The 20,812-nt window shown below is 70.2% G+C and carries 24 protein-coding genes; 20 read left to right on the forward strand and 4 right to left on the reverse strand.

Annotated elements, in window-relative coordinates; genetic code table 11:
- Nucleotides 1-44: 44 nt before the first annotated feature.
- A complete protein-coding gene (locus AB0H56_RS01560; protein ID WP_110039188.1) occupies nucleotides 45-1,079 on the forward strand; it encodes an NAD-dependent epimerase/dehydratase family protein in 1,035 nt (344 codons plus the stop codon).
- A complete protein-coding gene (locus AB0H56_RS01565) occupies nucleotides 1,076-2,092 on the forward strand; it encodes a lysophospholipid acyltransferase family protein (RefSeq protein ID WP_357156089.1) in 1,017 nt (338 codons plus the stop codon). The genes AB0H56_RS01560 and AB0H56_RS01565 overlap by 4 nt, the downstream gene beginning before the upstream one ends.
- 4 nt (nucleotides 2,093-2,096) lie before the next feature.
- On the opposite strand, the gene AB0H56_RS01570 is transcribed toward AB0H56_RS01565, so the two are convergent.
- Nucleotides 2,097-3,023, reverse strand: a complete 927-nt coding sequence (locus AB0H56_RS01570; protein WP_357157796.1) for an HAD-IB family hydrolase — start codon at nucleotides 3,021-3,023, stop codon at nucleotides 2,097-2,099.
- 184 nt (nucleotides 3,024-3,207) lie between these two features.
- Between AB0H56_RS01570 and AB0H56_RS01575 the strand changes: the two genes are divergently transcribed.
- The 5 genes from AB0H56_RS01575 to AB0H56_RS01595 all read left to right on the forward strand — a co-directional run bounded on the left by AB0H56_RS01575 (nucleotide 3,208) and on the right by AB0H56_RS01595 (nucleotide 8,643).
- A complete protein-coding gene (locus AB0H56_RS01575) occupies nucleotides 3,208-3,489 on the forward strand; it encodes a glutaredoxin family protein (protein ID WP_110039192.1) in 282 nt (93 codons plus the stop codon).
- 207 nt (nucleotides 3,490-3,696) lie between these two features.
- Entirely contained in the window at nucleotides 3,697-4,566 is an 870-nt protein-coding gene (locus AB0H56_RS01580) for a redox-sensing transcriptional repressor Rex (protein ID WP_357156090.1), read from the forward strand.
- On the forward strand, nucleotides 4,563-6,008 hold the full coding sequence (locus tag AB0H56_RS01585) for a glutamyl-tRNA reductase (protein WP_357156092.1): 1,446 nt from the start codon (nucleotides 4,563-4,565) through the stop codon (nucleotides 6,006-6,008). Before AB0H56_RS01580 ends, AB0H56_RS01585 begins: the two co-directional genes overlap by 4 nt.
- Nucleotides 6,005-7,075 carry a hydroxymethylbilane synthase gene (hemC, locus tag AB0H56_RS01590; protein ID WP_357156093.1) on the forward strand — a complete coding sequence of 357 codons (1,071 nt, stop codon included), beginning with the start codon at nucleotides 6,005-6,007 and terminating at the stop codon, nucleotides 7,073-7,075. The genes AB0H56_RS01585 and hemC overlap by 4 nt, the downstream gene beginning before the upstream one ends.
- Nucleotides 7,072-8,643, forward strand: coding sequence for a bifunctional uroporphyrinogen-III C-methyltransferase/uroporphyrinogen-III synthase (locus AB0H56_RS01595; RefSeq protein ID WP_110039196.1), 1,572 nt, complete (start codon nucleotides 7,072-7,074; stop codon nucleotides 8,641-8,643). Before hemC ends, AB0H56_RS01595 begins: the two co-directional genes overlap by 4 nt.
- A 56-nt stretch (nucleotides 8,644-8,699) precedes the next feature.
- Here AB0H56_RS01595 and AB0H56_RS01600 read toward each other — a convergent pair whose 3' ends face one another.
- Nucleotides 8,700-8,984 (reverse strand): hypothetical protein, encoded by a 285-nt coding sequence (locus AB0H56_RS01600; protein WP_357156095.1) that lies wholly within the window; start codon nucleotides 8,982-8,984, stop codon nucleotides 8,700-8,702.
- Between the two features lie 221 nt (nucleotides 8,985-9,205).
- On the opposite strand from AB0H56_RS01600, the gene AB0H56_RS01605 reads away from it, so the two are divergent.
- The 6 genes from AB0H56_RS01605 to AB0H56_RS01630 all read left to right on the forward strand — a co-directional run bounded on the left by AB0H56_RS01605 (nucleotide 9,206) and on the right by AB0H56_RS01630 (nucleotide 13,187).
- Nucleotides 9,206-10,384 (forward strand): serine hydrolase domain-containing protein, encoded by a 1,179-nt coding sequence (locus tag AB0H56_RS01605; RefSeq protein ID WP_357156096.1) that lies wholly within the window; start codon nucleotides 9,206-9,208, stop codon nucleotides 10,382-10,384.
- Nucleotides 10,385-10,426: 42 nt separating this feature from the next.
- Nucleotides 10,427-11,404: a porphobilinogen synthase gene (hemB, locus tag AB0H56_RS01610; RefSeq protein ID WP_357156097.1), complete on the forward strand. Its 978-nt coding sequence runs from the start codon at nucleotides 10,427-10,429 to the stop codon at nucleotides 11,402-11,404.
- Nucleotides 11,401-11,913, forward strand: coding sequence for a hypothetical protein (locus tag AB0H56_RS01615; protein WP_357156099.1), 513 nt, complete (start codon nucleotides 11,401-11,403; stop codon nucleotides 11,911-11,913). The genes hemB and AB0H56_RS01615 overlap by 4 nt, the downstream gene beginning before the upstream one ends.
- Before the next feature lie 282 nt (nucleotides 11,914-12,195).
- Nucleotides 12,196-12,636 carry a hypothetical protein gene (locus AB0H56_RS01620; protein WP_357156100.1) on the forward strand — a complete coding sequence of 147 codons (441 nt, stop codon included), beginning with the start codon at nucleotides 12,196-12,198 and terminating at the stop codon, nucleotides 12,634-12,636.
- A complete protein-coding gene (locus tag AB0H56_RS01625) occupies nucleotides 12,633-12,902 on the forward strand; it encodes a hypothetical protein (protein WP_357156101.1) in 270 nt (89 codons plus the stop codon). The genes AB0H56_RS01620 and AB0H56_RS01625 overlap by 4 nt, the downstream gene beginning before the upstream one ends.
- 72 nt (nucleotides 12,903-12,974) lie before the next feature.
- On the forward strand, nucleotides 12,975-13,187 hold the full coding sequence (locus AB0H56_RS01630; RefSeq protein WP_357156103.1) for a hypothetical protein: 213 nt from the start codon (nucleotides 12,975-12,977) through the stop codon (nucleotides 13,185-13,187).
- On the opposite strand, the gene AB0H56_RS01635 is transcribed toward AB0H56_RS01630, so the two are convergent.
- On the reverse strand, nucleotides 13,184-13,570 hold the full coding sequence (locus AB0H56_RS01635) for a hypothetical protein (RefSeq protein ID WP_357156104.1): 387 nt from the start codon (nucleotides 13,568-13,570) through the stop codon (nucleotides 13,184-13,186). The two genes, AB0H56_RS01630 and AB0H56_RS01635, sit on opposite strands and share 4 nt — an antisense overlap.
- Before the next feature lie 196 nt (nucleotides 13,571-13,766).
- Here AB0H56_RS01635 and hemL point away from each other — a divergent pair, with 196 nt between their 5' ends.
- From hemL to ccsB, 7 genes are all read left to right on the forward strand, one after another.
- Nucleotides 13,767-15,104 carry a glutamate-1-semialdehyde 2,1-aminomutase gene (gene hemL / locus AB0H56_RS01640; RefSeq protein ID WP_357156105.1) on the forward strand — a complete coding sequence of 446 codons (1,338 nt, stop codon included), beginning with the start codon at nucleotides 13,767-13,769 and terminating at the stop codon, nucleotides 15,102-15,104.
- A 95-nt stretch (nucleotides 15,105-15,199) separates the two neighbouring features.
- Nucleotides 15,200-15,826 (forward strand): histidine phosphatase family protein, encoded by a 627-nt coding sequence (locus tag AB0H56_RS01645; RefSeq protein ID WP_357157799.1) that lies wholly within the window; start codon nucleotides 15,200-15,202, stop codon nucleotides 15,824-15,826.
- Nucleotides 15,823-16,464 carry a TlpA disulfide reductase family protein gene (locus AB0H56_RS01650; protein ID WP_357156107.1) on the forward strand — a complete coding sequence of 214 codons (642 nt, stop codon included), beginning with the start codon at nucleotides 15,823-15,825 and terminating at the stop codon, nucleotides 16,462-16,464. The genes AB0H56_RS01645 and AB0H56_RS01650 overlap by 4 nt, the downstream gene beginning before the upstream one ends.
- A 56-nt stretch (nucleotides 16,465-16,520) precedes the next feature.
- Nucleotides 16,521-16,688: a hypothetical protein gene (locus AB0H56_RS01655; protein WP_167456343.1), complete on the forward strand. Its 168-nt coding sequence runs from the start codon at nucleotides 16,521-16,523 to the stop codon at nucleotides 16,686-16,688.
- A complete protein-coding gene (locus tag AB0H56_RS01660) occupies nucleotides 16,688-17,500 on the forward strand; it encodes a cytochrome c biogenesis CcdA family protein (protein ID WP_233000939.1) in 813 nt (270 codons plus the stop codon). The genes AB0H56_RS01655 and AB0H56_RS01660 overlap by 1 nt, the downstream gene beginning before the upstream one ends.
- Nucleotides 17,500-19,128, forward strand: a complete 1,629-nt coding sequence (locus AB0H56_RS01665) for a cytochrome c biogenesis protein ResB (RefSeq protein WP_357156108.1) — start codon at nucleotides 17,500-17,502, stop codon at nucleotides 19,126-19,128. The genes AB0H56_RS01660 and AB0H56_RS01665 overlap by 1 nt, the downstream gene beginning before the upstream one ends.
- Complete coding sequence (ccsB, locus tag AB0H56_RS01670; protein WP_357156110.1) at nucleotides 19,128-20,090, forward strand: c-type cytochrome biogenesis protein CcsB; 963 nt, start codon at nucleotides 19,128-19,130, stop codon at nucleotides 20,088-20,090. Before AB0H56_RS01665 ends, ccsB begins: the two co-directional genes overlap by 1 nt.
- Nucleotides 20,091-20,100: 10 nt before the next feature.
- Here ccsB and AB0H56_RS01675 read toward each other — a convergent pair whose 3' ends face one another.
- Nucleotides 20,101-20,811 carry a hypothetical protein gene (locus AB0H56_RS01675; protein WP_357156111.1) on the reverse strand — a complete coding sequence of 237 codons (711 nt, stop codon included), beginning with the start codon at nucleotides 20,809-20,811 and terminating at the stop codon, nucleotides 20,101-20,103.
- Nucleotide 20,812: the final 1 nt, after the last annotated feature.

Here is a 20,812-nt window from a genome sequence, read left to right on the forward strand (position 1 = left end):
CTGGTCCGAGTTCCGACACACGGGAGCGACACGAACCGAAGGTAGTGCTGGTGACCGGAGCCAGCCGCTTCTTCGGTGGCAACGTCGCGTCCCGGCTCGCCGCGGAACCCGGCGTCGAGCGGGTCATCGCCGTCGACACGATGAACCCGAGCCGGGAGCTGCGCCGCCGGATGGGCCGCGCCGAGTTCGTGCGCGCCGACATCAGGAACCCGCTGATCCGCAAGGTCGTCGAGAACAACGGCGTCGACACCGTCGTGCATCCCGCCGTGCTCACCCGCCCGCCCGCCGGTGGCGGCCGCGCGGTGATGAAGGATCTCAACGTGCTCGGCGCGATGCAGTTGCTCGCGGTGTGTCAGAAGGCGCCGTCGGTGCGGCGCGTTGTCGTCCGGTCGTCCTCGGCGGTGTACGGCTGCAGCGCCAAGGACCCGGCGAAATTCACCGAGGAGATGGGCGCGCGCACCCCGCCGAACGGCTGGTTCGCCCGCGACATGATCGATATCGAGGCGCTGGTGCGCGCGATGGCGCGGCGCAGGCCCGACATCTCCGCGTCGATCCTGCGATTCGCGCCGATCGTCGGTCCGCGCCTGGCCGATCGCGGCATGCAGTACCTGCGCTCGCCGATCACCCCGACCGTGCTCGGCCGCGAGGCGCGAATGCAGTTGCTGCACGAGGAAGACGCCGTGGCCGTGCTGGTCCAGGCGGCCTTCCGGGTACACGGTGGCACGGTCAACGTGGCCGGAGACGGCGCGCTGGCCATGTCGCAGGCCATCCGGCGGGCCGGGCGCTTCGCCGCACCGGTGCCGCTGTTCTTCTTCCGCACCATCGGGCGCACACTGATGGGACCGGTGATGCGCGGATTCAGCAGTGAACAACCCGACTACTTCCACTTCGGTTGCGGGCTCGACACCACCCGCATGCGAACCGAACTGGGTTTCACCCCACGCTGGACCACGGTCCAGGCTTTCGACGATTACATCGCGGGCGCAGCGTTGCGGCCCGTCGTCGATCCGGCATGGATCGACGCCGCGGAAACCAAACTGCTCGGCCTCATCAAGGCCGATTCGGGAGCGCACACATGAACGAGGGAGCGAAAGTCATTCGTCTCGACGTGAATGTCGAGGCCCGTCAACGACCTGCGGCCCGCCGCTGGCCGGAGCAGCCGACCCCGGCCACTCCGGTCACGTCGCTGAGCGACCGCAGGCCGGGCATTCCCGCGAAGCCACCGAAGACCCTGGGCGACATCGTCCGCGACGCCGTCGCCGATCAGATCGAGAACGCCGCGGAGTTCGCGCGCCGCCGGCTCACCGGCGACTACCAGATCGACGAGTTCGGCTACGACGAGCACCTGCTCGAGTCGCTCATCCTGCCCGCGCTGCGCCCGCTCTCGGACTACTGGTTCCGGGTGGAGGTCGCCGGGATCGAGAACATCCCGGCCGCGGGCGGCGCCCTCATCGTCGCCAACCACGCGGGCACCGTCCCGCTCGACGGCCTGATGCTTCAGCTGGCCATCCACGACAAGCACCCCCAGCACCGGGCGCTGCGCCTGCTGGCCGCCGACCTGATCTTCGAACTGCCGATGCTCGGCGCCCTGGCACGTAAGGCCGGACACACCCTGGCCTGCCACCCCGACGCCGAACGGCTGCTGCGGTCGGGCCAGATCGCCGGCGTGTTCCCCGAGGGCTTCAAGGGCGTCGGCAAGAACTACGCCGACCGCTACAAGCTGCAGCGATTCGGTCGCGGTGGCTTCGTGTCGGCGGCGGTGCGCACCGGCGTGCCGATCATCCCGTGCTCGATCGTCGGCTCGGAGGAGATCTACCCGAAGCTGGCCGACATCAAGCCGCTGGCCCGCCTGCTCGGCCTGCCGTACTTCCCGGTGACCCCGCTGTTCCCGCATCTGGGCCCGCTGGGCGCCATCCCGATGCCGTCCAAGTGGTACATCGAATTCGGCGAGCCCATCCCTACCTCGGCCTTCGAGCCCGAGGACGCCGACGACCCGATGACCATGTTCGAGGTCACCGACCAGGTCCGCGAGACCATCCAGCAGACGCTCTACAAGCTGCTGGCCAAGCGCCGCAACACCGTCCTGGGCTGAGGACTCAGCCCCGCTTGCGGGTGATGGCGGCGGCCACCGCGCCACCGGCGGCGCCCAGCGCCAGCGCCGTCGGCACGCCGATCTTGGCGGCCTTGCGGCCGGTGCGGAAATCGCGGATCTCCCAGCCCCGGTTCTTGGCCACTTCGCGCAGGTCGGAGTCGGGGTTGATGGCGACCGCGGTGCCGACAAGCGAGAGCATGGGCACGTCGTTGTGGCTGTCGGAGTAGGCCGTGCAGCGCTTGAGGTTGAGGCCCTCGCGAATGGCCAGGGTGCGCACCGCGTGCGCCTTGCCGAGGCCGTGCAGGATGTCGCCGACCAGGCGGCCGGTGAACCTGCCGTCGACGCTCTCGGCGACGGTGCCGAGCGCACCGGTGAGCCCGAGGCGCTTGGCGATCACGTTGGCCAGCTCCACCGGCGTCGCGGTGACCAGCCAGACCTGCTGGCCCGCGTCCAGGTGCATCTGCGCGAGCGCGCGGGTGCCCGGCCAGATCTTGTCGGCGATGATCTCGTCGTAGATCTCCTCGCCGAGCGCGGCCAGTTCGGCGGTGGGGCGGCCCGCGATGAAGCTGAGTGCCTTCTCCCGGCCCGAGGCCATGTCGGAGGAGTTCTCCTTGCCGGTGACCCGGAACTTCACCTGCTTCCAGGCGACATCGACCAGGTCGGAGGTCTTGAAGTACTTGCGTGCGGCCAGCCCGCGGGCGAAGTGCACGATCGAGGCACCCTGGACCAGGGTGTTGTCGACATCGAAGAACGCCGCCGCCGTCAGGTCGCGGGGGACCTCGGGACCGGTGGTCTCGCGCTGTTCGGCGAGTTCGGCGTCGTGCAGGGTGAGCGCGGCGTCGGCGCTGGCCTCACCGGCCAGGTTGGCGCGCAGCTCCTCCTCGCTCGGCCCGAACGGACTGCGCGGCAGCCGTGCGAACTGTTCCTGCAGTTCCTGGCCGAGGCGGCTGGGCTGCCACCGCGCAGGGAACTCCCCGAATCGCCCTGCGACGAATCCGGCCCTAGCCACCTTCGAACGTTCCGGCACCAGTACCCTCCGCTAGTCGCGCGAACCATGTCCACAGTAACCGGATTCACCGACAAGCCGCGGCGGGCTCGGGGATTAAATAGGGCTCATGACCAATCCCACACCCACCGTGACCCTGTTGACTCGCGCCGGCTGCCACCTGTGCACCGTGGCACTGGCGCAATTGGAGACCATTTGTGGTGATTTCGGTCTCCCGGTGGCCACCGTCGACGTCGACGAAGCCGCGGCGACCGACCCCGGATTGCGGGCCGAATACGGCGATCGGCTGCCCGTGGTCCTGTTGGACGGCCGTGAACACAGCTATTTCGACGTCGACGAGCCACGTTTGCGGGCCGACCTGAGCCGTTTCGCTGGTCGCGGCGGAAAATGAGGCCAATTTCACCGACTTTGTGAACGCCTGCACAAGCGGTTACGGTGGTGGCACGCAATCCGCACCGCCGCACCGAGCAGCGGCGGTGACCGGGTTTGTACAGCCCACATGGCACACCGGTCGCTCTCTCGCAACGCGGCGACCCACACCGGTGAACGAACGACAGGAACCGGACCGCGATCAGGCCCGGCACGAGGAGCCGACGACGTGACAGAGCAGCATGAGACGCCAGGTGGCGTCTCCGGCAAGGCTCTTCAGCGGGACATCCCCCAGGCCACGGTGACTCGTCTCGCTACCTATCTCCGGGTTCTCGCCGGGTTGGCCGACGAGGGTGTAGCCATCGTATCGAGTGAGGAACTGGCTGTCGCGGCGGGTGTCAATTCGGCGAAGCTGCGCAAGGATCTTTCCTTCCTCGGACCCAATGGTGTGCGGGGTGTCGGCTATGACGTAGCCAAGTTGCGCACCAGGATCGAAGACGTGCTCGGTCTGTCGCAGGGACATCGGGTGGTGCTGATCGGTGCGGGCAATCTGGGCCGCGCACTGGTCGGCTACGGCGGTTTCGGGGTACGCGGCTTCACCGTGGTCGGGATCTTCGACAACGACCCCGCGGTGATCGGTCAGTCGTACGCCGGACTCGTCGTGCGCGATGTCGACCAGCTCACCGCGCAGATTCCCGCGCTCGCGCCGACCATCGCGGTCCTGGCCGTGCCCGACGAGGCCGCCCAGGAGGTGTGCGACCGTCTCGTCGCCGCCGGGCTGCCGTCGATCCTGAGCTTCGCCCCGTGCGAGCTGGCCGCGCCCGCCCATGTCGAGGTCCGCCGGGTCGACCTGGCGATGGAGCTGCAGATGCTCTCCTTCGACGCCGCGCGCAACGACGCGCCCGCGCTGCCCGAGGTCGCCCAGGCCGGGTCCGGCCGGATCGCGCGCCGGGTGCCGTCGCAGAACCATCCCGCCCTCACGCACCCCGCGCCGGTCGAACCGGCGCGCGGCAGGCCTGCGCGACGCACCGCGCCGCATACGGCCACCCCGCATTCGGCAACGGAGCCAAGCACCAAGGGATCGGTGATCACACCATGAGTGTTCTTCTGGTCGGAATCTCGCACCGGAGTGCACCGGTCTCGGTGCTGGAGAAGATCGCGATCAGCGAGGCCGACCGGCCGAAGCTGGTCGACCGGCTGCTGGCCTCCAGCCACGTCTCCGAAGCGATGATCGTCTCCACCTGCAACCGCGTCGAGGTCTACGCCGTGGTCGACGCCTTCCACGGCGGGCTCGGCGAGGTCAGCGACCTGCTCACCAAGCATTCGGGGCTCCCGCTCGGTGATCTCACCCGACACGCGTACGTGCGCTACAGCGAGGCCGCCGCCGAGCACCTGTTCGCCGTCGCCAGCGGCCTGGACTCGATGGTCGTCGGCGAACAGCAGGTCCTCAGCCAGATCCGCGGCGCCTACGCCAGCGCCGACGGACAGCAGGCGGTCGGGCGCACGCTGCACGAGCTGGCCCAGCACAGTCTGCGGGTCGGCAAACGGGTGCACTCCGAGACCGGCATCGACCGGGCCGGTGCCTCGGTCGTGTCGGTCGCGCTGGATCGGGCGCGCGGCGTGGTCGGTGATCTCGCGGGCCGCTCGGCCGTGGTGCTCGGCGCCGGGGCGATGGGTGGCCTTGCGGTGGCCCATCTTTCGCGCGCCGGAATCGGCAAGATCACCGTCGTCAACCGCACCCTCGACCGCGCGCAGCGCCTCGCCGAGACCGGCCGCACCATGCACGGTGTCGACGCCGAGGCCGTGGAGATGTCGAGTCTCACCGCGGCGATGGCGAGCGCGGACGTGGTGATCACCTGTACCGGCGCGGTCGGTGCGGTCGTCACGCTGGCCGACACCCACCGCGCACTCGCCGACCGCACCCGGACCGAGGCCGCCGAACGGCCGCTGGTCTTCTGCGATCTCGGCCTGCCCCGCGACGTGGAGCACGCCGTGGCCGGTCTGCCCGGCGTCGCCGTCATCGACATCGAGTCGCTGCAGCGCGATCCGGCCGCGGGCGCCGCGGCCGACGACACCGCCGCCGCGCGCCAGATCGTCGCCGACGAACTCGCCAAATACCTTGCCGGGCAACGCATGGCCGAGGTCACGCCCACCGTGGCCGCCCTGCGTCAGCGGGCCGCCGAGGTGGTGGAGGCCGAACTGCTCCGCCTCGATTCCCGCCTGCCCGACCTGGCCGACCCGGCCCGCGACGAGGTGGCGCGCACGGTGCGCCGCGTCGTCGACAAGCTGCTGCACGCGCCCACCGTGCGCGTCAAACAGCTGGCCTCGACGCCGGGTGGCGACAGCTACGCCGAGGCGCTGCGTGAGCTGTTCGAACTGAAACCCGGTGCGGTGCAGGCGGTTGCCGCGCCCATGGAGGTCGCCGCGGCCGAGTCCGCGCTGGCCGACGACTTCACCGCAGGACACCTCGGCGATGCGCAGGTCCGCATGACCGAGTCGAAGCCCGGACCACTCGGGCGTGCGCAGGAGGAATCCGCATGACCACGACAGTGCAGGAAGAGGACACCGTGACCGCAGGCAGCATTCGTGCGCCGTGGCGGATCGGCACACGCGGCAGCCTGCTCGCGCTGACGCAGGCCGGCACCGTCCGTGACTCGCTGATCGCCGCGGGTCAGCCGGCCGAGCTGGTCGTCATCAAGACGCCGGGCGACCTGTCGTCGGATCCCGTGCAGAAGATCGGCGTCGGCGTGTTCACCTCGGCGCTGCGCGACGAGCTGGCCGCGGGCACCATCGACATCGCGGTGCACTCCTACAAGGACCTCCCCACCGCGCAGGACCCGCGCTTCGTCATCCCGGCCATCCCGCCCCGCGAGGACCCGCGCGACGCGCTGGTGGCCCGCGACGGTCTGGTGCTCGGCGAGCTGCCCGCGGGGGCCAAGGTCGGCACCTCGGCCCCGCGCCGCGCCGCCCAGCTGCGCGCCCTCGGCCTCGGCCTCGACATCGTCCCGCTGCGCGGCAACATCGACTCGCGTCTGCGCAAGGTGAGCGAGGGCGAACTCGACGCCATCGTCATCGCCCGCGCCGGGCTGTCCCGCATCGGCCGCACGGACGCGATCACCGAATCGCTCGAGCCGGTGCAGATGCTGCCAGCCCCCTCGCAGGGCGCCCTCGCGGTGGAATGCCGCAGCGACGACCCGGAGCTGATCGAGATCCTCGCCGGTCTCGACGACGCCGCGACCAGGGCCGCGGTCCTGGCCGAGCGCGCGCTGCTCGGCGAGCTCGAGGCGGGCTGCACCGCCCCGATCGGCGCGATCGCCGAGGTCGTCGAGTCGATCGACGAGGACGGGCGGATCTTCGAGGAGCTGTCGCTGCGGGCCTGTGCCGCCGCGATCGACGGCTCCGACGTGCTGCGCGCCTCGATCGTCGGCGCGCCGCGCGATGCCGAGGAGCTCGGCGTCGCCCTCGCGCGCGATCTGCTGGATCTGGGCGCTCGCGCTTTGCTGAGCGTCACGGACGAGCCGGAACCGGAGGTCGGTTCCCCCACACAGGCGGTGAACACCCCCGCCGCAGACTTCACCAATTCCAGCCCGATGGAGAACAACCGATGAGCAGCCGAGCCACCAAGAAGCAACCAGGGCGGATCCTTTTCGTCGGATCCGGCCCCGGCGACCCGGCCCTGCTGACCGTGCGCGCCCGCGAGGTGCTCGAACGGGCGACGCTGGCGTTCACCGACCCCGATGTCGACAAGGGCGTGCTGGCCCTGATCGGCCTCGCCGTCGAGCCGGGCGAGGACGGCGAGCGCGCCGTCGACGTGCGTCCGGCGCTGGGCGAGCCCGCCGAGGTGGCCAAGACGCTGATCGCCGAGGCCCGTGGCGGCCACGATGTGGTGCGCGTCGTCGCCGGCGACCCGTTGACCACCGATTCGGTGATCAACGAGGTCAACGCGGTGACCCGCTCGCACATGGTGTTCGAGGTGCTGCCCGGCCTGCCCAACGGTTCCGCGGTGCCGAGCTACGCGGGCATCGCGCTCGGCTCCGGACACACCGAGGCCGATGTGCGCGGCGAGGTCGACTGGGCGGCGCTGGCCGCCGCTCCCGGCCCGCTGGTGCTCAGCGCCACCTCCGGGCACCTGGCCGAGACCGCGAGCGCGCTCGTCGAGCACGGACTCGCCCCGCAGACCCCGGTCGCGGTGACCGTGCGCGGCACCACCCGCCAGCAGCGCACCATCGAGGCCACTCTCGCCACCTTGAACAACGCGGCCTCGGAGCTGGTCGGCCCGCTGATCGTGACGGTCGGCAAGGAGGTCGACAAGCGGTCGAAGATGTCGTGGTGGGAATCGCGCGCCCTCTACGGCTGGACCGTGCTGGTGCCGCGCACCAAGGACCAGGCCGGCGAGATGAGCGAGCGGCTGGTGACCCACGGCGCCATCCCGATGGAGGTGCCGACCATCGCAGTCGAGCCGCCGCGCAGCCCCGCGCAGATGGAGCGCGCGGTGAAGGGCCTGGTGGACGGCCGCTACCAGTGGGTGGTCTTCACCTCCACCAACGCTGTGCGCGCGGTGTGGGAGAAGTTCGCCGAGTTCGGTCTGGACGCGCGGGCGTTCTCCGGCGTGAAGATCGCCTGCGTCGGCGAGGCCACCGCGGAGAAGGTGCGTTCCTTCGGCATCAACCCCGAACTCGTGCCCAGCGGTGAGCAGTCCTCCGAGGGCCTGCTCGCCGACTTCCCGCCCTACGACGACGTGTTCGACCCGGTGAACCGGGTGCTGCTGCCGCGCGCCGACATCGCCACCGAGACCCTCGCCGAGGGCCTGCGCGAGCGCGGCTGGGAGATCGACGACGTCACCGCCTACCGCACCGTGCGCGCTTCGCCGCCGCCCGCGGAGACCCGCGAGATGATCAAGACCGGCGGTTTCGACGCGGTCCTGTTCACCTCGTCCTCCACGGTCCGCAACCTGGTCGGCATCGCGGGCAAGCCGCACGCGCGCACCATCGTGGCCTGCATCGGCCCGAAGACGGCCGAGACCGCGATCGAGTTCGGCCTGCGCGTGGACGTGCAGCCCGAGACCGCGCAGGTGGGCCCCCTGGTGGAGGCGCTGGCCGAGCACGCCTCGCGTCTGCGGGCCGAGGGCCTGCTGCCGCCGCCGCGGAAGAAGAGCCGCCGCAGCAGCAGCCGCTAGGCGCAGGAGGTACCCCGAAGGCCCGCCCGCCGTGGCGGGCCTTCGGCGTTCCCGAGTCATCGGCTGTAGCGCAGCAGGGTGCGGACCAGCCTGCACGTGGCATCCGACGGCGGGCGCAGTTCGATCTGCTCGGCGGTGCGCCGGATGGTCTCGTTGGTGGCCTGATTCGGCAGGTACACACCGGAATCCAGCAGCGCGATCGTCAACCGCATGGCCTTGAGCCTGCGGTTGTGCGCCACGTACCAGCGCCGCGGCCTGCCCGCGGGCAGCCGCTTCTTCTCCAGTGGCACATACGGTCCCGTGATGAACGTGGACTTCGGTGCGGTGGCAGTGGCGTGCATGGCGTCCTCCCGTCGCGAAGGGGTTCCGTCCCCGGTCGTCGGAACCCTCGAACACGCTTTCGATTGTAGCGAGGGGGTCCGACAAGTTTCGGCGATCTCTCGCGGAAGCCATTGAGCTCCAGTGGGATTCGATGTTATCCACAGGCTGCCCGCGGCCTGTCGCCGGGCACCTGTCGGACCACTGTGATCTAGTGGGCGTCGATGACACGGGAGGAGTCACGATGACGGCGGACGAGATCGGCACGCGCCTCGGCGCTCACGTGGAGGCCGACGAACTGCTCGGCCTGGTCTGGCTCGTCGCGCACGGCGACGAGGTGGCCACGGGCGCGATCGGCCATCGCGACGACGGGCGCGCCACGCCGGTGCGCACCGACACGATCTTCCGCATCTCCTCGATGACCAAGCCGCTCACCGCGGTCGCGGCGGCGATCCTGATCGACGACGGCGTCCTCGACCCCGCCGAGCCCGTCGACCGCCTGCTGCCCGAACTCGCGGGCCTGCGCGTGCTCGCGCACCCGGCCGCCGAGATCACCGACACCGTGCCAGCCCGGCGCTCGATCACGGTCGAGGACCTGCTCACCTTCCGTCTCGGCTGGGGCATGGACTTCGCCGACTTCACGCCGAAGCCGCTCGATGCCGCGTGGAGCGAGCTCGGCCTCGGCTGGGGCCCGCCGACGCCGGCCGAGCTGCCCGATCCGGACACCTGGCTGGCCCGGCTCGGCACCCTGCCGCTGCAGTATCAGCCGGGGGAGCGGTGGCTCTATCACGTGGGCGCGCCGATCCTGGGGTTCCTGGTCGCCCGGGCCGCCGGGAAGCCGCTCTCGGAATTCCTGGCCGAACGAGTCCTGCGGCCGCTCGGCATGGTCGACACCGGCTTTTCCGTCCCCGCGGCCAAGCTCGACCGCTTCGGCCCGCACTATTCCGACAGGGACGGCGCGCGCGTGGTCTTCGATCCGGTCGACGGCCAGTGGAGCACGCCACCGGTGTTCGAGGGCGGCGGCGACGGGCTCGTCTCCACCCTCGCCGACTACCACCGGTTCGCCCGTATGTTGCGCGCGGGCGGTGCGTTCGACGGTGTCCGGATCCTGAGCGAGCGCGCGGTCGCCGCCCTGTCGACGAATCACCTCACCGCCGAGCAGCTCGCCGCGGGCGGGCCGAACGGGGACGGCAGCGCGGGCTGGGGCCACGGCGTCGGTGTGCTGCTCAGCGACCTGCCGGACGGCCCGCGGGCCGGCTCCTACGGGTGGTCGGGCGGGCTCGGGTCCACCTGGTCCAACGACGGCGAGGTGACCGGCATCCTGCTCACCAATCAGACGTGGAGCTCGTCCGGACCGCTCCCGGTGTTTGCCACGTTCGAGTCGATCTTGGGCGAGATCGCCCGCCGCGGCCAGGGCGTGTAGGCGCCGGAGCGAGGCTCCGCGCACAGGCGTATTCTGCGGGCTATGACCGCTTTCGACCGCCCGCGGCGGTTGCGCAGGACCCCCGCGTTACGTCGGCTCGTCGCCGAAACGACCCTGGAGCCGCGCCAGCTGGTACTGCCGATGTTCGTCGCCGACGGCATCGACGAACCGCGCGAGATCAGCTCGATGCCCGGCGTGTACCAGCACTCGCTGGATTCGCTGCGCAAGGCGTCGGTGGAGGCGGCGACCGCCGGTGTCGGCGGCCTGATGCTCTTCGGCGTGCCGCTGCCCGAGGACAAGGACGCCAGCGGCAGCCAGGCCAGCGATCCGAACGGCATCCTCAACCGCGGCCTGCGCGCGCTGGCCGAGGAGGTCGGTGACGCAACGGTCGTGATGGCCGACACCTGCCTCGACGAGTTCACCGATCACGGCCACTGCGGCGTGCTCGGTACCGACGGCGCGGTCGACAACGACGCCACCCTGCACCGCTATGTCGAAATGGCGCTGGCCCAGGCCGAGGCGGGCGCCGACCTGCTCGGCACCAGCGGCATGATGGACGGCCAGGTCGGCGCGATCCGGCGCGGCCTGGACGCGGTCGGGCGCAGCGACACCGCCATCCTCGCCTACGCCGCCAAGTACGCCTCCGCCTTCTACGGCCCGTTCCGGGAGGCCGTCGGCTCCTCACTAGAGGGCGATCGCCGCACGTACCAGCAGGATCCGGCCAACCGTCGCGAATCGCTGCGCGAACTCGACCTTGACCTGGCCGAGGGCGCCGACATCGTGATGGTGAAGCCCGCGATGTCCTACCTCGACATCCTGCGCGATGTCGCCGACCGGTCCACCGTCCCGGTGGCCGCGTACCAGATCTCCGGCGAATACGCGATGATCACCGCCGCCGCCGAGCGCGGCTGGATCGACCGCAGGGCCGCGATCCTGGAGTCGCTGATCGGCATCCGGCGGGCAGGCGCGGACATCGTGCTCACCTACTGGGCGACCGAGGCGGCACACTGGCTGTCGTGATCGTTCCACCGCACAAGCCCGAGACCCCGCCCATGCCCGAAGACGTCGGTACCGCGCGCCAGCTGTGGTGGGCGGTGGCCGGGCTCGGCGTCGTGTACGCCATCGCCACCCTCGTCTCGATGACCGGTCAGCGCGCCGAGTTGAGCAAGCAGTTCCTCGACGAGATGCGCAAGACGGATCCAACCGTCACCGCCGCGACCGTCGACGCGATCGTGTTGGTGGCGTTCGTGTTCACCGCGTTCCTCGCCGTGGTGCTCGCCGGTGTGACGGTGCTGATCGCCCGGCAGCTCGGTCGCGGCAAGCAGTGGGCTCGGACGGTGCTCATGGTCGTCGCCGTCTGGTTGGGGATGGGCGCGATCGCGACGATGTTCTCCTTCTCCGGCGAGGCGGGCGTCGCGACGATGATCGCCGGCGGCACCTCGATCGTGCAGGGCGTGCTCGCGGTCGGCGCCGCGTATCTGAGTTACCGCCCGGAATCGACGAAATACTTCCAGCTGAACCGCCGGTGAACGGGAGGTTGAACGCCGCCGTTTTGGGGGCTCGACCGGCCAGAGTGTATGGTGAGCATGGTCACAGTGATTTTGGGGTACTCACTGTGATGTAGCCGGTAGGGAACCGGTGGAGCGGAGGCAAAGATGCGCGTGGTGATCGAGCAGCCACACAGCCTGCGGCGCGATCTGCTGGTCATCGGTTTGATGGTCCTGCTCGCGCTCGTCACCATCGCACTGGTTCTGCTGCCGAGTCTGGTCGGCTGATCCGCAGGCGCCGAGGCGCCGCGGTATCGCACGCACATGGTGTTGTTCTCCGAGCCCGGCGCGCGCTGGCGCGCGGTCGCCTACGGTCCGCTGCTCTGCGCGGGCATGTTGCTGATCGAATGGCTCTTCGGGAGCACCCTGCACGGGTTCGCGCTCGGCTTCTGCGCCGTGGCCATCGGAGGTTTCACCGTCCTGCAGGTGATCGCCGGACGCACCCACGCCCGGGTGGAGCTGACCGACTCGACCCTGCGTCAAGGCGTGGAGACACTCCCGCTCGCCGACATCGCCGAGGTGCTGGCGCCCGATGACGACGACGTCGCCCAGGCCAGGCCGCTCGGCGCGCTCACCGGGGTCCCGCGCCGCCGCCGCGGCATCGGGCTGCGCCTGGCCGACGGTCGGATCGTGCGGGCATGGGCGATCGACCACGCGGGTCTGCGCGCCGCATTGACCGGGGCCCTGGCAGGATCGCGGGAATGAGACGCTGGATCGCCGCGGCGCTGATCGAACTCGGCCTGGCCGCGCTCTGCCTGGCCGGAGCGGTCTACAGCTGGAGTCACGCGCGCCGCACCACCGAGTTCGTCACCGCCGACGACCATCCCGCTTTCGAGGCCGTGCGTTACGCGCCGCCGATGCTGGTGCTGGCCACGGTGCTGGTGATCGTCGCCGGGGTGCTGGCGATCGACGCGATCGCCCGGATCGTGACCCGATCTGTAGCGCCGGACGCCGTTCGAGCGATGCACTGAGGGAAGTCGAATCTCGATGTGCACGTTGGGATTCGGGACATCTGGACCGGCATCTCACGAAGGAAGACCCGTATGACCAGACTCACCGCTGGATTGTTCACCGCGGTCGCCGCGATCGCGCTCGCCGCAGGCCCCGCCCAGGCCGCGACCGGCCTGCCCCTGACCCCCTACGCCGAGCCGGCCGCCGGTGGCTTCGCCCCGGAGACCGGCTCGAGCGGCATCTACAACGGCATCATGTGTCAGCTGCACACGATCTCGGCCGAAGTCCCCTGCATGTACACCTAACCGGCCCACTGCTGGTAGACGTCGACGACGCGGCCGCCGCGCGCGCCCGGCGCGTTCAGGTAGACGGTGACGGTGCCGTCGGGATGACTCGCCGCCTCCGTCACCACCTGGCGCAGGGTGGCGCGGATGCCGCCGTCGGCGTCGCGGTGCAGATTCGTGTCGCTGTGCAGCCCGGCGCCGATCCGGTTGGCAGGCACGAACATCGCGGTGAGCGCCGGAATCGGCCCGGCGCCGAGCGCGACGGTCTCCTCGTGGTTGAGCTGGGCGCCGATCCGATCCGGCTGCGCCTGGGGCGCGAACGCGGCGGCCGAGCCGGCGCCGAGGATCACTCCGGCGGCGACGAACCCGGTACCGAGGGCAGTGCTGGTGACGCCGAAACGCATGAAATACCCTTCCGCTGATTGCTGATGACGTGCGCGAGCAGCCCGCAGCGTAGCCGCAGGCCAGCGCACCCGGATCGACATCATCGGCCCGCGCGGGCGGCGTGTCGGGCGTGTCGCCGGTGGGTCGCTGCGGTCTGGGTCACTGTGCCCCACCCTGTCGTCCGGCGCGCCGAGGCGAGCTGAGAGACTGGAATCCGTGAGTTCTTCCGCGCGCGCGACCAGGTCATCGGTGCCGGTTTCCGCCCAGCTCTTCGAGCGGGCCGCTTCGGTGATCCCAGGTGGTGTCAATTCCCCGGTCCGCGCGTTCAACTCGGTCGGCGGAACGCCCCGCTTCATGGCCTCGGCCAACGGCTACACCCTCGTCGACGCCGACGGCCACGAGTACGTGGACCTGGTGTGTTCGTGGGGTCCGATGATCCTGGGCCACGCCCATCCCGCCGTCGTCGAGGCGGTGCAGCGGGCCGCCACCGGTGGACTGTCCTTCGGCGCGCCGACCGAGGCCGAGATCGAGCTGGCCGAGGCGATCGCCGCCAGGGTCGAGCCGGTCGACCGGGTGCGCCTGGTCAACTCCGGCACCGAGGCCACCATGAGCGCCGTGCGGCTGGCCCGCGGGTTCACCGGCCGGTCCAAGATCATCAAGTTCTCCGGCTGCTACCACGGCCATGTCGACGCGCTGCTGGCCGACGCGGGTTCCGGTGTCGCCACCCTCGGCCTGCCGACCTCGCCGGGTGTCACGGGCGCGCAGGCCGCCGACACCATCGTGCTGCCCTACAACGATCTGGCCGCCGTGGCCGCCGCGTTCGAGGCGCATCCGGGCCAGATCGCGTGCGTCATCACCGAGGCCGCCGCGGGCAACATGGGCGCGGTCGCGCCGCTGCCCGGGTTCAACGAGGGTCTGCGCACGCTCGCGCACGACAACGGCGCGCTGCTGATCATGGACGAGGTGATGACCGGGTTCCGCGTGAGCGCGGCCGGTTGGTACGGCCGCGAGGGCGTCGCCGGTGACCTCTACACCTTCGGCAAGGTGATGAGCGGTGGCCTGCCCGCCGCCGCGTTCGGCGGCCGCGCCGAGATCATGAACAACCTCGCGCCGCTGGGCCCGGTCTACCAGGCGGGCACGCTCTCGGGGAACCCCGTCGCCGTCGCGGCCGGGCTGGCGACCCTGCGCGCGGCCGACGCCGAGGTGTACGCGGCACTGGACCGCAACGCCGATCGGCTCGGCGCGCTGTTCGCGAAAGCCCTGACAGAAGCGGGTGTCGAGCACCAGGTCCAGTTCGCAGGCAATATGGTGAGCGTGTTCTTCGCCGACCGCCCGGTGACCGACTATGCCGCCGCCAAGGCGAGCCAGACCTGGCGCTACCCAGCCTTCTTCCATGCCCTGCTCGACGCGGGCGTGTACGCGCCGCCGAGCGCGTTCGAGGCCTGGTTCGTCTCCGCGGCGCTCGACGAGGACGCGTTCGACCGTATCGCCGCCGCTCTGCCCGCCGCCGCCCTCGCGGCCGCGGCCGCAACCCCCGAAGGATCCAAAGCGTGAGCTCCGACCAGCCCGACGCAGAACTCGCCGTCGACGAGGCGCCGCATCCGGCGCCCGCCGCCGCACCGCCCGCTCTCGACGACGACCCAGCGACCGTGGAAACCATCGTGCACGTGCTGCGCCACGGCGAGGTGCACAATCCGAACGGCATCCTCTACGGCCGCCTGCCCGGTTTCAGTCTGTCGGTGGCCGGGCGTTCGCAGGCCGCCGCCGTCGCCCGTTCGCTGGCCGACCACGACATCTCCCTGGTGATCGCCTCCCCGCTGCAGCGCGCCCAGGAGACCGCGGCCCCGATCGCCGCCGCCCACGACGTCACCGTGCGCACCGACGAGAACCTGATCGAGGCGGGCAACACCTTCGAGGGCCTGCGCGTCTCGGTGGGCGACGGCGCGCTGCGCAAGCCACGGCACTGGTGGAAGCTGCGCGACCCGTTCACCCCGTCCTGGGGCGAGCCGTACCTGCAGATCGCCCACCGGATGCTGGCCGCGGTCAACAAGGCGCGAGTCGAGGGCGCCGGGCACGAGGTAGTGCTGGTCTCGCATCAGCTGCCCGTGTGGACGCTGCGCCGGTTCCTGCAGGGCCAGCGGCTCTGGCACGACCCGCGCAACCGCCAGTGCTCGCTGGCCTCGCTGACCTCGCTGGTCTACCACGGGGATACGCTGGTCGACATCGTGTACTCCGAGCCGGCAGGCGCCTCCGACCCCTCGGTCCACGGCGCATGACACGCTCCACCGCTTCGGCATCCGTCCGCAGTCACCGGCTGCGGACGGTGACCGCCGTCGTCTCCGCCCTGTTCGTGATCGTCGCGGCCGCGGGCTGTTCGACCGGTACCGACGCGGTGGCCACGGGCGGCGGCACCTTCGAGTTCGTCTCGCCCGGTGGTAAAACCGACATCTTCTACGATCCGCCCGCCCAGCGCGGCACGATCGGCAAGCTGTCCGGACCCGATCTGATGAACGAGGGGAAGACCGTCTCCGTCGCGGATTTCCCGGACCAGATCGTGGTCGTCAATCTGTGGGGGCAATGGTGCGGCCCGTGCCGCGCCGAGGCCCCCGCGCTCGAAAAGGTCTACGCGGCGACCAAAGACAAGGGCGTCGCGTTCCTGGGCATCAACGTCCGCGACCACCAGCGCGACAAAGCTCAGGACTTCGTGGTGGACAACAAGGTCGAGTACCCGTCCATCTACGACCCGTCGATGCGAACTCTGCTCGCACTCGGCGGAAACTTTCCCACCAGTGTCATTCCGACCACGTTGATCCTGGATCGTCAGCACCGGGTCGCCGCGGTCTTCCTTCGCTCGCTACTGGCAGAGGATCTGCAGCCCGTGGTCGAGCGCATCGCCGCCGAGGAGAAGCAGTGAGCCGTCGTCGTCCCGGAAATCTGACCGCGTGTCGCCCCCGCCAGGGTGCCCGCCGCATGGGAGCGGGGTGGACCGTCGATGATCGCTGGGCGGGCATCGCGACCGTCCCGCGCAGCGTGGCCGGTGCGGGCCTGTTCGATTTCGGTCCGGCCGAGCCGGCCGAGACCGAGCGCACCCTGTCGTTGCCCCGCGACGAGCAGCGTGACGAGGACACCACCGAGTGATGGTGCTCGCCGCAGTCGGGGATTCGTTCCAGCAGACCGCGGCATCGGGTCCGTTGCTGTTGGCGCTGGGTGCCTGCCTGCTCGCGGGCCTGGTGTCGTTCGCTTCACCGTGTGTCGTGCCGTTGGTGCCGGGGTATCTGTCGTATCTGGCCGGGCTGGTCGGTGCCGAGGCGCCGCCGGCCTCCGTCGCCCAGGTCGGCACGCTCACCGCGCAGCGCCGTAGCGCCAAGCTGCGGGTCGCCGGTGCCGCCGGACTGTTCGTCGCCGGGTTCACGGTGGTGTTCGTGTTGGCCACGGCCACCGTGTTCGGCCTGATTCAGACCCTCAACGTCAACCGGGAGTTGCTGCAGCGCGTCGGCGGTGTGGTGACGATCCTGATGGGTCTGGTGTTCATCGGCCTGGTGCCCGCGCTGCAGCGCGACACCAGGATGGAGCCGCGCCGGTTCACCAGCATCGTCGGCGCCCCGCTGCTCGGCGGGGTGTTCGCGCTGGGCTGGACGCCGTGCCTGGGCCCCACGCTGTCGGGCGTGATGGCCGTGTCGGCGGGAACCGACGGCACCACCGCGGCGCGTGGCGTCGCCCTGATCGTGGCGTACTGCCTCGGGCTCGGCCTGCCCTTCGTGGTGCTGGCGTTCGGGTCGGCGGGTGCGTTGCGCGGGGTCGGATGGTTGCGGCGCAACTCGCGCACCATCCAGGTAATCGGGGGTGTTCTGCTCGTCGTCGTCGGCATCGCTCTGGTCACGGGGGCCTGGGACCAGTTCGTCAGCTGGGTGCGCGACGGCTTCGTCTCCGAGGTGACTCTCCCGATCTGATGACTGACACACTGACTCCCCCCACCATCCCCGCCCCGCCCGCTCGGCAGTCGCTGCCGGGCCGGGCCTGGGCGCTGGTCCGCAACACCTGGCGCGGGCTCACCAGCATGCGCACCGCGCTGGTGCTGTTGTTCCTGCTGGCCCTGGCCGCGATCCCGGGCGCCCTGTTGCCGCAGCGCAGCCTGAACACGCAGAAGGTCGAGCAGTACATCGCCGACCGGCCGACGCTCGGCCCGTGGATGGACCGATTCGAACTGTTCGACGTGTTCGGCAGCTTCTGGTTCACCGCCATCTACGTGCTGCTGTTCATCTCGCTGGTCGGCTGCATCCTGCCGCGCTGCTGGGACCACTACAGGGCCCTGCGCACGCCGCCCGTCGCGGCGCCGCGCAACCTCGGCCGGTTGCCGCACCACTCCAGCGAGACCGTCGACGGCGACGCGCCGGAGATCGTCGACCGGGTGCGCGGGCAGCTGCGCGGCTGGCGCACCGAGGTGCGCCCCGGCAAGCGCGACGGCGAGGTGACGCTGTCGGCGGAGAAGGGTTACCTGCGCGAGTTCGGCAACCTGGTGTTCCACCTGTCGCTGGTGGGGCTGCTCGCCTCCATCGCGCTCGGCAAGCTGTTCGGCTACGAGGGCAACGTCATCGTGATCGCCGACAGCGGGCCGGGCTTCTGCACCACCTCGCCGGCGGTGTTCGACTCGTTCCGCGCGGGCAATGTCAACGACGGTACCGGGATGACGCCGCTGTGCGTGCGCGTCAAGGACTTCAAGGCCGACTACCTGCCCACCGGCCAGGCCGAGATGTTCACCTCCAACATCGAGTACCAGGCGGGCGAGGACCTCACCACCGACACCTGGCGCGACACCGAGCTGCGCGTCAACCACCCGCTGCGCGTCGAGGGTGACCGCGTCTACCTGCAGGGCCACGGTTTCGCGCCGACCTTCACCGTCACCTTCCCGAACGGCGAGACCCGCACCGAGACCATCCAGTGGCGCCCCGACGACGCCCAGACCTTCCTGTCCAGCGGCGTGCTGCGGATCGACCCGCCCGGCGGCATGTACGCCACCGACGAGGAGCGCCGCCAGAACCAGATCGCCATCGAGGGCCTGTTCGCGCCGACCGCGATGTTCCACGGCAGCCTGCTCACCTCGTCGTTCCCGCGGATGGACGATCCGGCCGTCGCCGTCGACATCTATCGCGGCAACACCGGCCTCGACACCGGTCGCTCGCAGTCGCTGTTCGCGCTGGACTCGGAGATGATCAAGCAGGGCCGCCTCACCAAGGAGGCCCGCGTGAACCTGCGCCCCGGTGAGTCGACGACGCTGCCCAGCGGCGCGAAGGTCACCTTCGACGGCGCGAAGGAATTCGTGAACCTGCAGGTCTCGCACGACCCCGCCCAGCAGTGGGTGCTGGTCTCCGCGCTGACGATGATGGCCGGTCTGCTGGTCTCGCTGCTGGTGAAGCGGCGCCGGATCTGGGTGCGGGCGTATCCGGCCGAGACAGCGGCGGGTACCGTGGATCAACGACGGACCGTAGTAGAGATGGGCGGTCTGGCCAGAAGCGATCAGGCGGGCTGGGGCGGCGAATTCGACCGGCTGCGGGCGCGCCTGCTGGGAACGGAGAACTGATGCCGATCGACGAAACGGTGGCGCGCTACAGCGACTTCGCCTTCATGTCGGCCATGGCGATCTACGCCCTGGCGCTGGTGCTGCTGCTCGTGCAGTACGCCTCGGCGCGGGCCAAGCAGGTCGCGGCGCGCGAGCTCGTGACCGCAGGCGCGCCCGCCGACCCGTCGCTGCCCGGCCGCATCGAGACGCCGGCCAAGCCGACCGCCGACCGGCTCGGCAACATGGCGTTCTCGGTGCTGGTGGTCGGCGCGGTGCTGCACGTCGTCTCGATCGTGCTGCGCGGCTTCGCGACCAATCGTTTCCCGCTGGGCAACATGTACGAGTTCACCACCATGGCCACCGCGGCCGCCGTGGTGATCGGCCTGTGGTTCCTGCGTGAGCAGCGCTACCGGTCCATGTGGGTGTTCCTGCTGGTCCCGGTGCTGATCCTGATGTTCCTGGCAGGCACGGTCCTCTATGCCGACGCCGCGCCCGTGGTGCCCGCGCTGCGCTCGTTCTGGCTGCCGATCCACGTCACCATCGTCAGCGTCGGCAGCGGCGTCTTCCTGGTCTCCGGCGTCGCCAGCCTGCTGTACCTGTACCGCATGCGCCAGCCCGCGGGCGAGGAGTCCAACAGCATCTTCGGCGTCATCGCCCGCCGCCTCCCCGACGCCCGCACCCTCGACCAGCTCGCCTACAAGACCACCATCATCGGCTTCCCCCTCTTCGGCGCAGGCGTCATCCTCGGCGCCATCTGGGCCGAAGCCGCCTGGGGTCGCTTCTGGGGCTGGGACCCCAAGGAAACCTGCTCCTTCATCGCCTGGGTCCTCTACGCGGCCTACCTGCACGCCCGAGCCACCTCGGGGTGGCGCGACACCAAGGCCGCCTGGATCAACATCGCCGGCTTCGTCGCCATGCTCTTCAACCTCTTCATCATCAACATGGTGATCTCGGGGTTGCACAGCTACGCCGGACTGAATTAGCGGTTCCCGCCTAGCCGCCGAGCTTGAGATCTGCGGTCAGGACCGCGCTCCGGTTGGCGATTTCGACGGCTTCGGCCTCGAAATCGAAGTAGGTGTGGAGAGTGGCCGTGATTCTGTTGTCGGAGACGGCCGCGAATTCGATGCGCGTCACGTCGATCGGGCAGTGTCCGCCGCCTAGGTAGATGCTGGCGTCGATGTAGCCGGCTTGCGGGTTGACAGGGAAGTCGAATACGCGTCGGCCCAGGTTGTTCAGGGGCGGGCCCGGCAGTTCGATGAAATCGAGCCGCAGTTCGGTGTCGATGGTTTCCGGGCCGCCCGAGCCCAACCGGAACGTCCGCGGGTCGTACTCGTCGGTTGCGGAGAAGGTCGCCAAAGGGACGGTGATGCTCCAGGTTTCGGCTGCCGTTCCGGTGTGCGAGTACCGGATGGTTCCCGGCCGCGGCACGAGGAAGTCGTCGGAGAATGCGAACACGCTTCTGACATTAGGCCGAGCGATGCGGGCGGGTTCGTAGGAGACTTCCGGTGTGATGATGTTGGGGACAGCCGTGCGTTGGGTGGCGGCTGACAGCACCGCCGGGGGATTGATCGAGGTCCAGTTCACCGATGCCGCCGGGGTCGTGCATTCCATCGTCGACAAGGCGCCGATTTTCGGTGTGCCGGTTGGCGGTCCGTTCCGGCCCGATTCGGCGTACCCGGTTTCGTGCCCGATCGAGGTCGTCATC

It is taken from the genome of Nocardia sp. NPDC050717, assembly GCF_040654275.1.
Lineage (GTDB): Bacteria > Actinomycetota > Actinomycetes > Mycobacteriales > Mycobacteriaceae > Nocardia.

Bases quoted from the DNA above. Each gene is read 5' to 3' on its own strand.
- AB0H56_RS01565 (WP_357156089.1), top strand. From the start codon at position 1,076: ATGAACGAGGGAGCGAAAGTCATTCGTCTCGACGTGAATGTCGAGGCC.
- AB0H56_RS01575 (WP_110039192.1), top strand. From the start codon at position 3,208: ATGACCAATCCCACACCCACCGTGACCCTGTTGACTCGCGCCGGCTGC.
- AB0H56_RS01585 (WP_357156092.1), top strand. From the start codon at position 4,563: ATGAGTGTTCTTCTGGTCGGAATCTCGCACCGGAGTGCACCGGTCTCG.
- hemC (WP_357156093.1), top strand. From the start codon at position 6,005: ATGACCACGACAGTGCAGGAAGAGGACACCGTGACCGCAGGCAGCATT.
- AB0H56_RS01595 (WP_110039196.1), top strand. From the start codon at position 7,072: ATGAGCAGCCGAGCCACCAAGAAGCAACCAGGGCGGATCCTTTTCGTC.
- AB0H56_RS01600 (WP_357156095.1), bottom strand. From the start codon at position 8,984: ATGCACGCCACTGCCACCGCACCGAAGTCCACGTTCATCACGGGACCG.
- AB0H56_RS01605 (WP_357156096.1), top strand. From the start codon at position 9,206: ATGACGGCGGACGAGATCGGCACGCGCCTCGGCGCTCACGTGGAGGCC.
- hemB (WP_357156097.1), top strand. From the start codon at position 10,427: ATGACCGCTTTCGACCGCCCGCGGCGGTTGCGCAGGACCCCCGCGTTA.
- AB0H56_RS01620 (WP_357156100.1), top strand. From the start codon at position 12,196: ATGGTGTTGTTCTCCGAGCCCGGCGCGCGCTGGCGCGCGGTCGCCTAC.
- AB0H56_RS01625 (WP_357156101.1), top strand. From the start codon at position 12,633: ATGAGACGCTGGATCGCCGCGGCGCTGATCGAACTCGGCCTGGCCGCG.
- AB0H56_RS01630 (WP_357156103.1), top strand. From the start codon at position 12,975: ATGACCAGACTCACCGCTGGATTGTTCACCGCGGTCGCCGCGATCGCG.
- AB0H56_RS01635 (WP_357156104.1), bottom strand. From the start codon at position 13,570: ATGCGTTTCGGCGTCACCAGCACTGCCCTCGGTACCGGGTTCGTCGCC.
- AB0H56_RS01650 (WP_357156107.1), top strand. From the start codon at position 15,823: ATGACACGCTCCACCGCTTCGGCATCCGTCCGCAGTCACCGGCTGCGG.
- AB0H56_RS01655 (WP_167456343.1), top strand. From the start codon at position 16,521: ATGGGAGCGGGGTGGACCGTCGATGATCGCTGGGCGGGCATCGCGACC.
- AB0H56_RS01660 (WP_233000939.1), top strand. From the start codon at position 16,688: ATGGTGCTCGCCGCAGTCGGGGATTCGTTCCAGCAGACCGCGGCATCG.
- AB0H56_RS01665 (WP_357156108.1), top strand. From the start codon at position 17,500: ATGACTGACACACTGACTCCCCCCACCATCCCCGCCCCGCCCGCTCGG.
- ccsB (WP_357156110.1), top strand. From the start codon at position 19,128: ATGCCGATCGACGAAACGGTGGCGCGCTACAGCGACTTCGCCTTCATG.
- AB0H56_RS01675 (WP_357156111.1), bottom strand. From the start codon at position 20,811: ATGACGACCTCGATCGGGCACGAAACCGGGTACGCCGAATCGGGCCGG.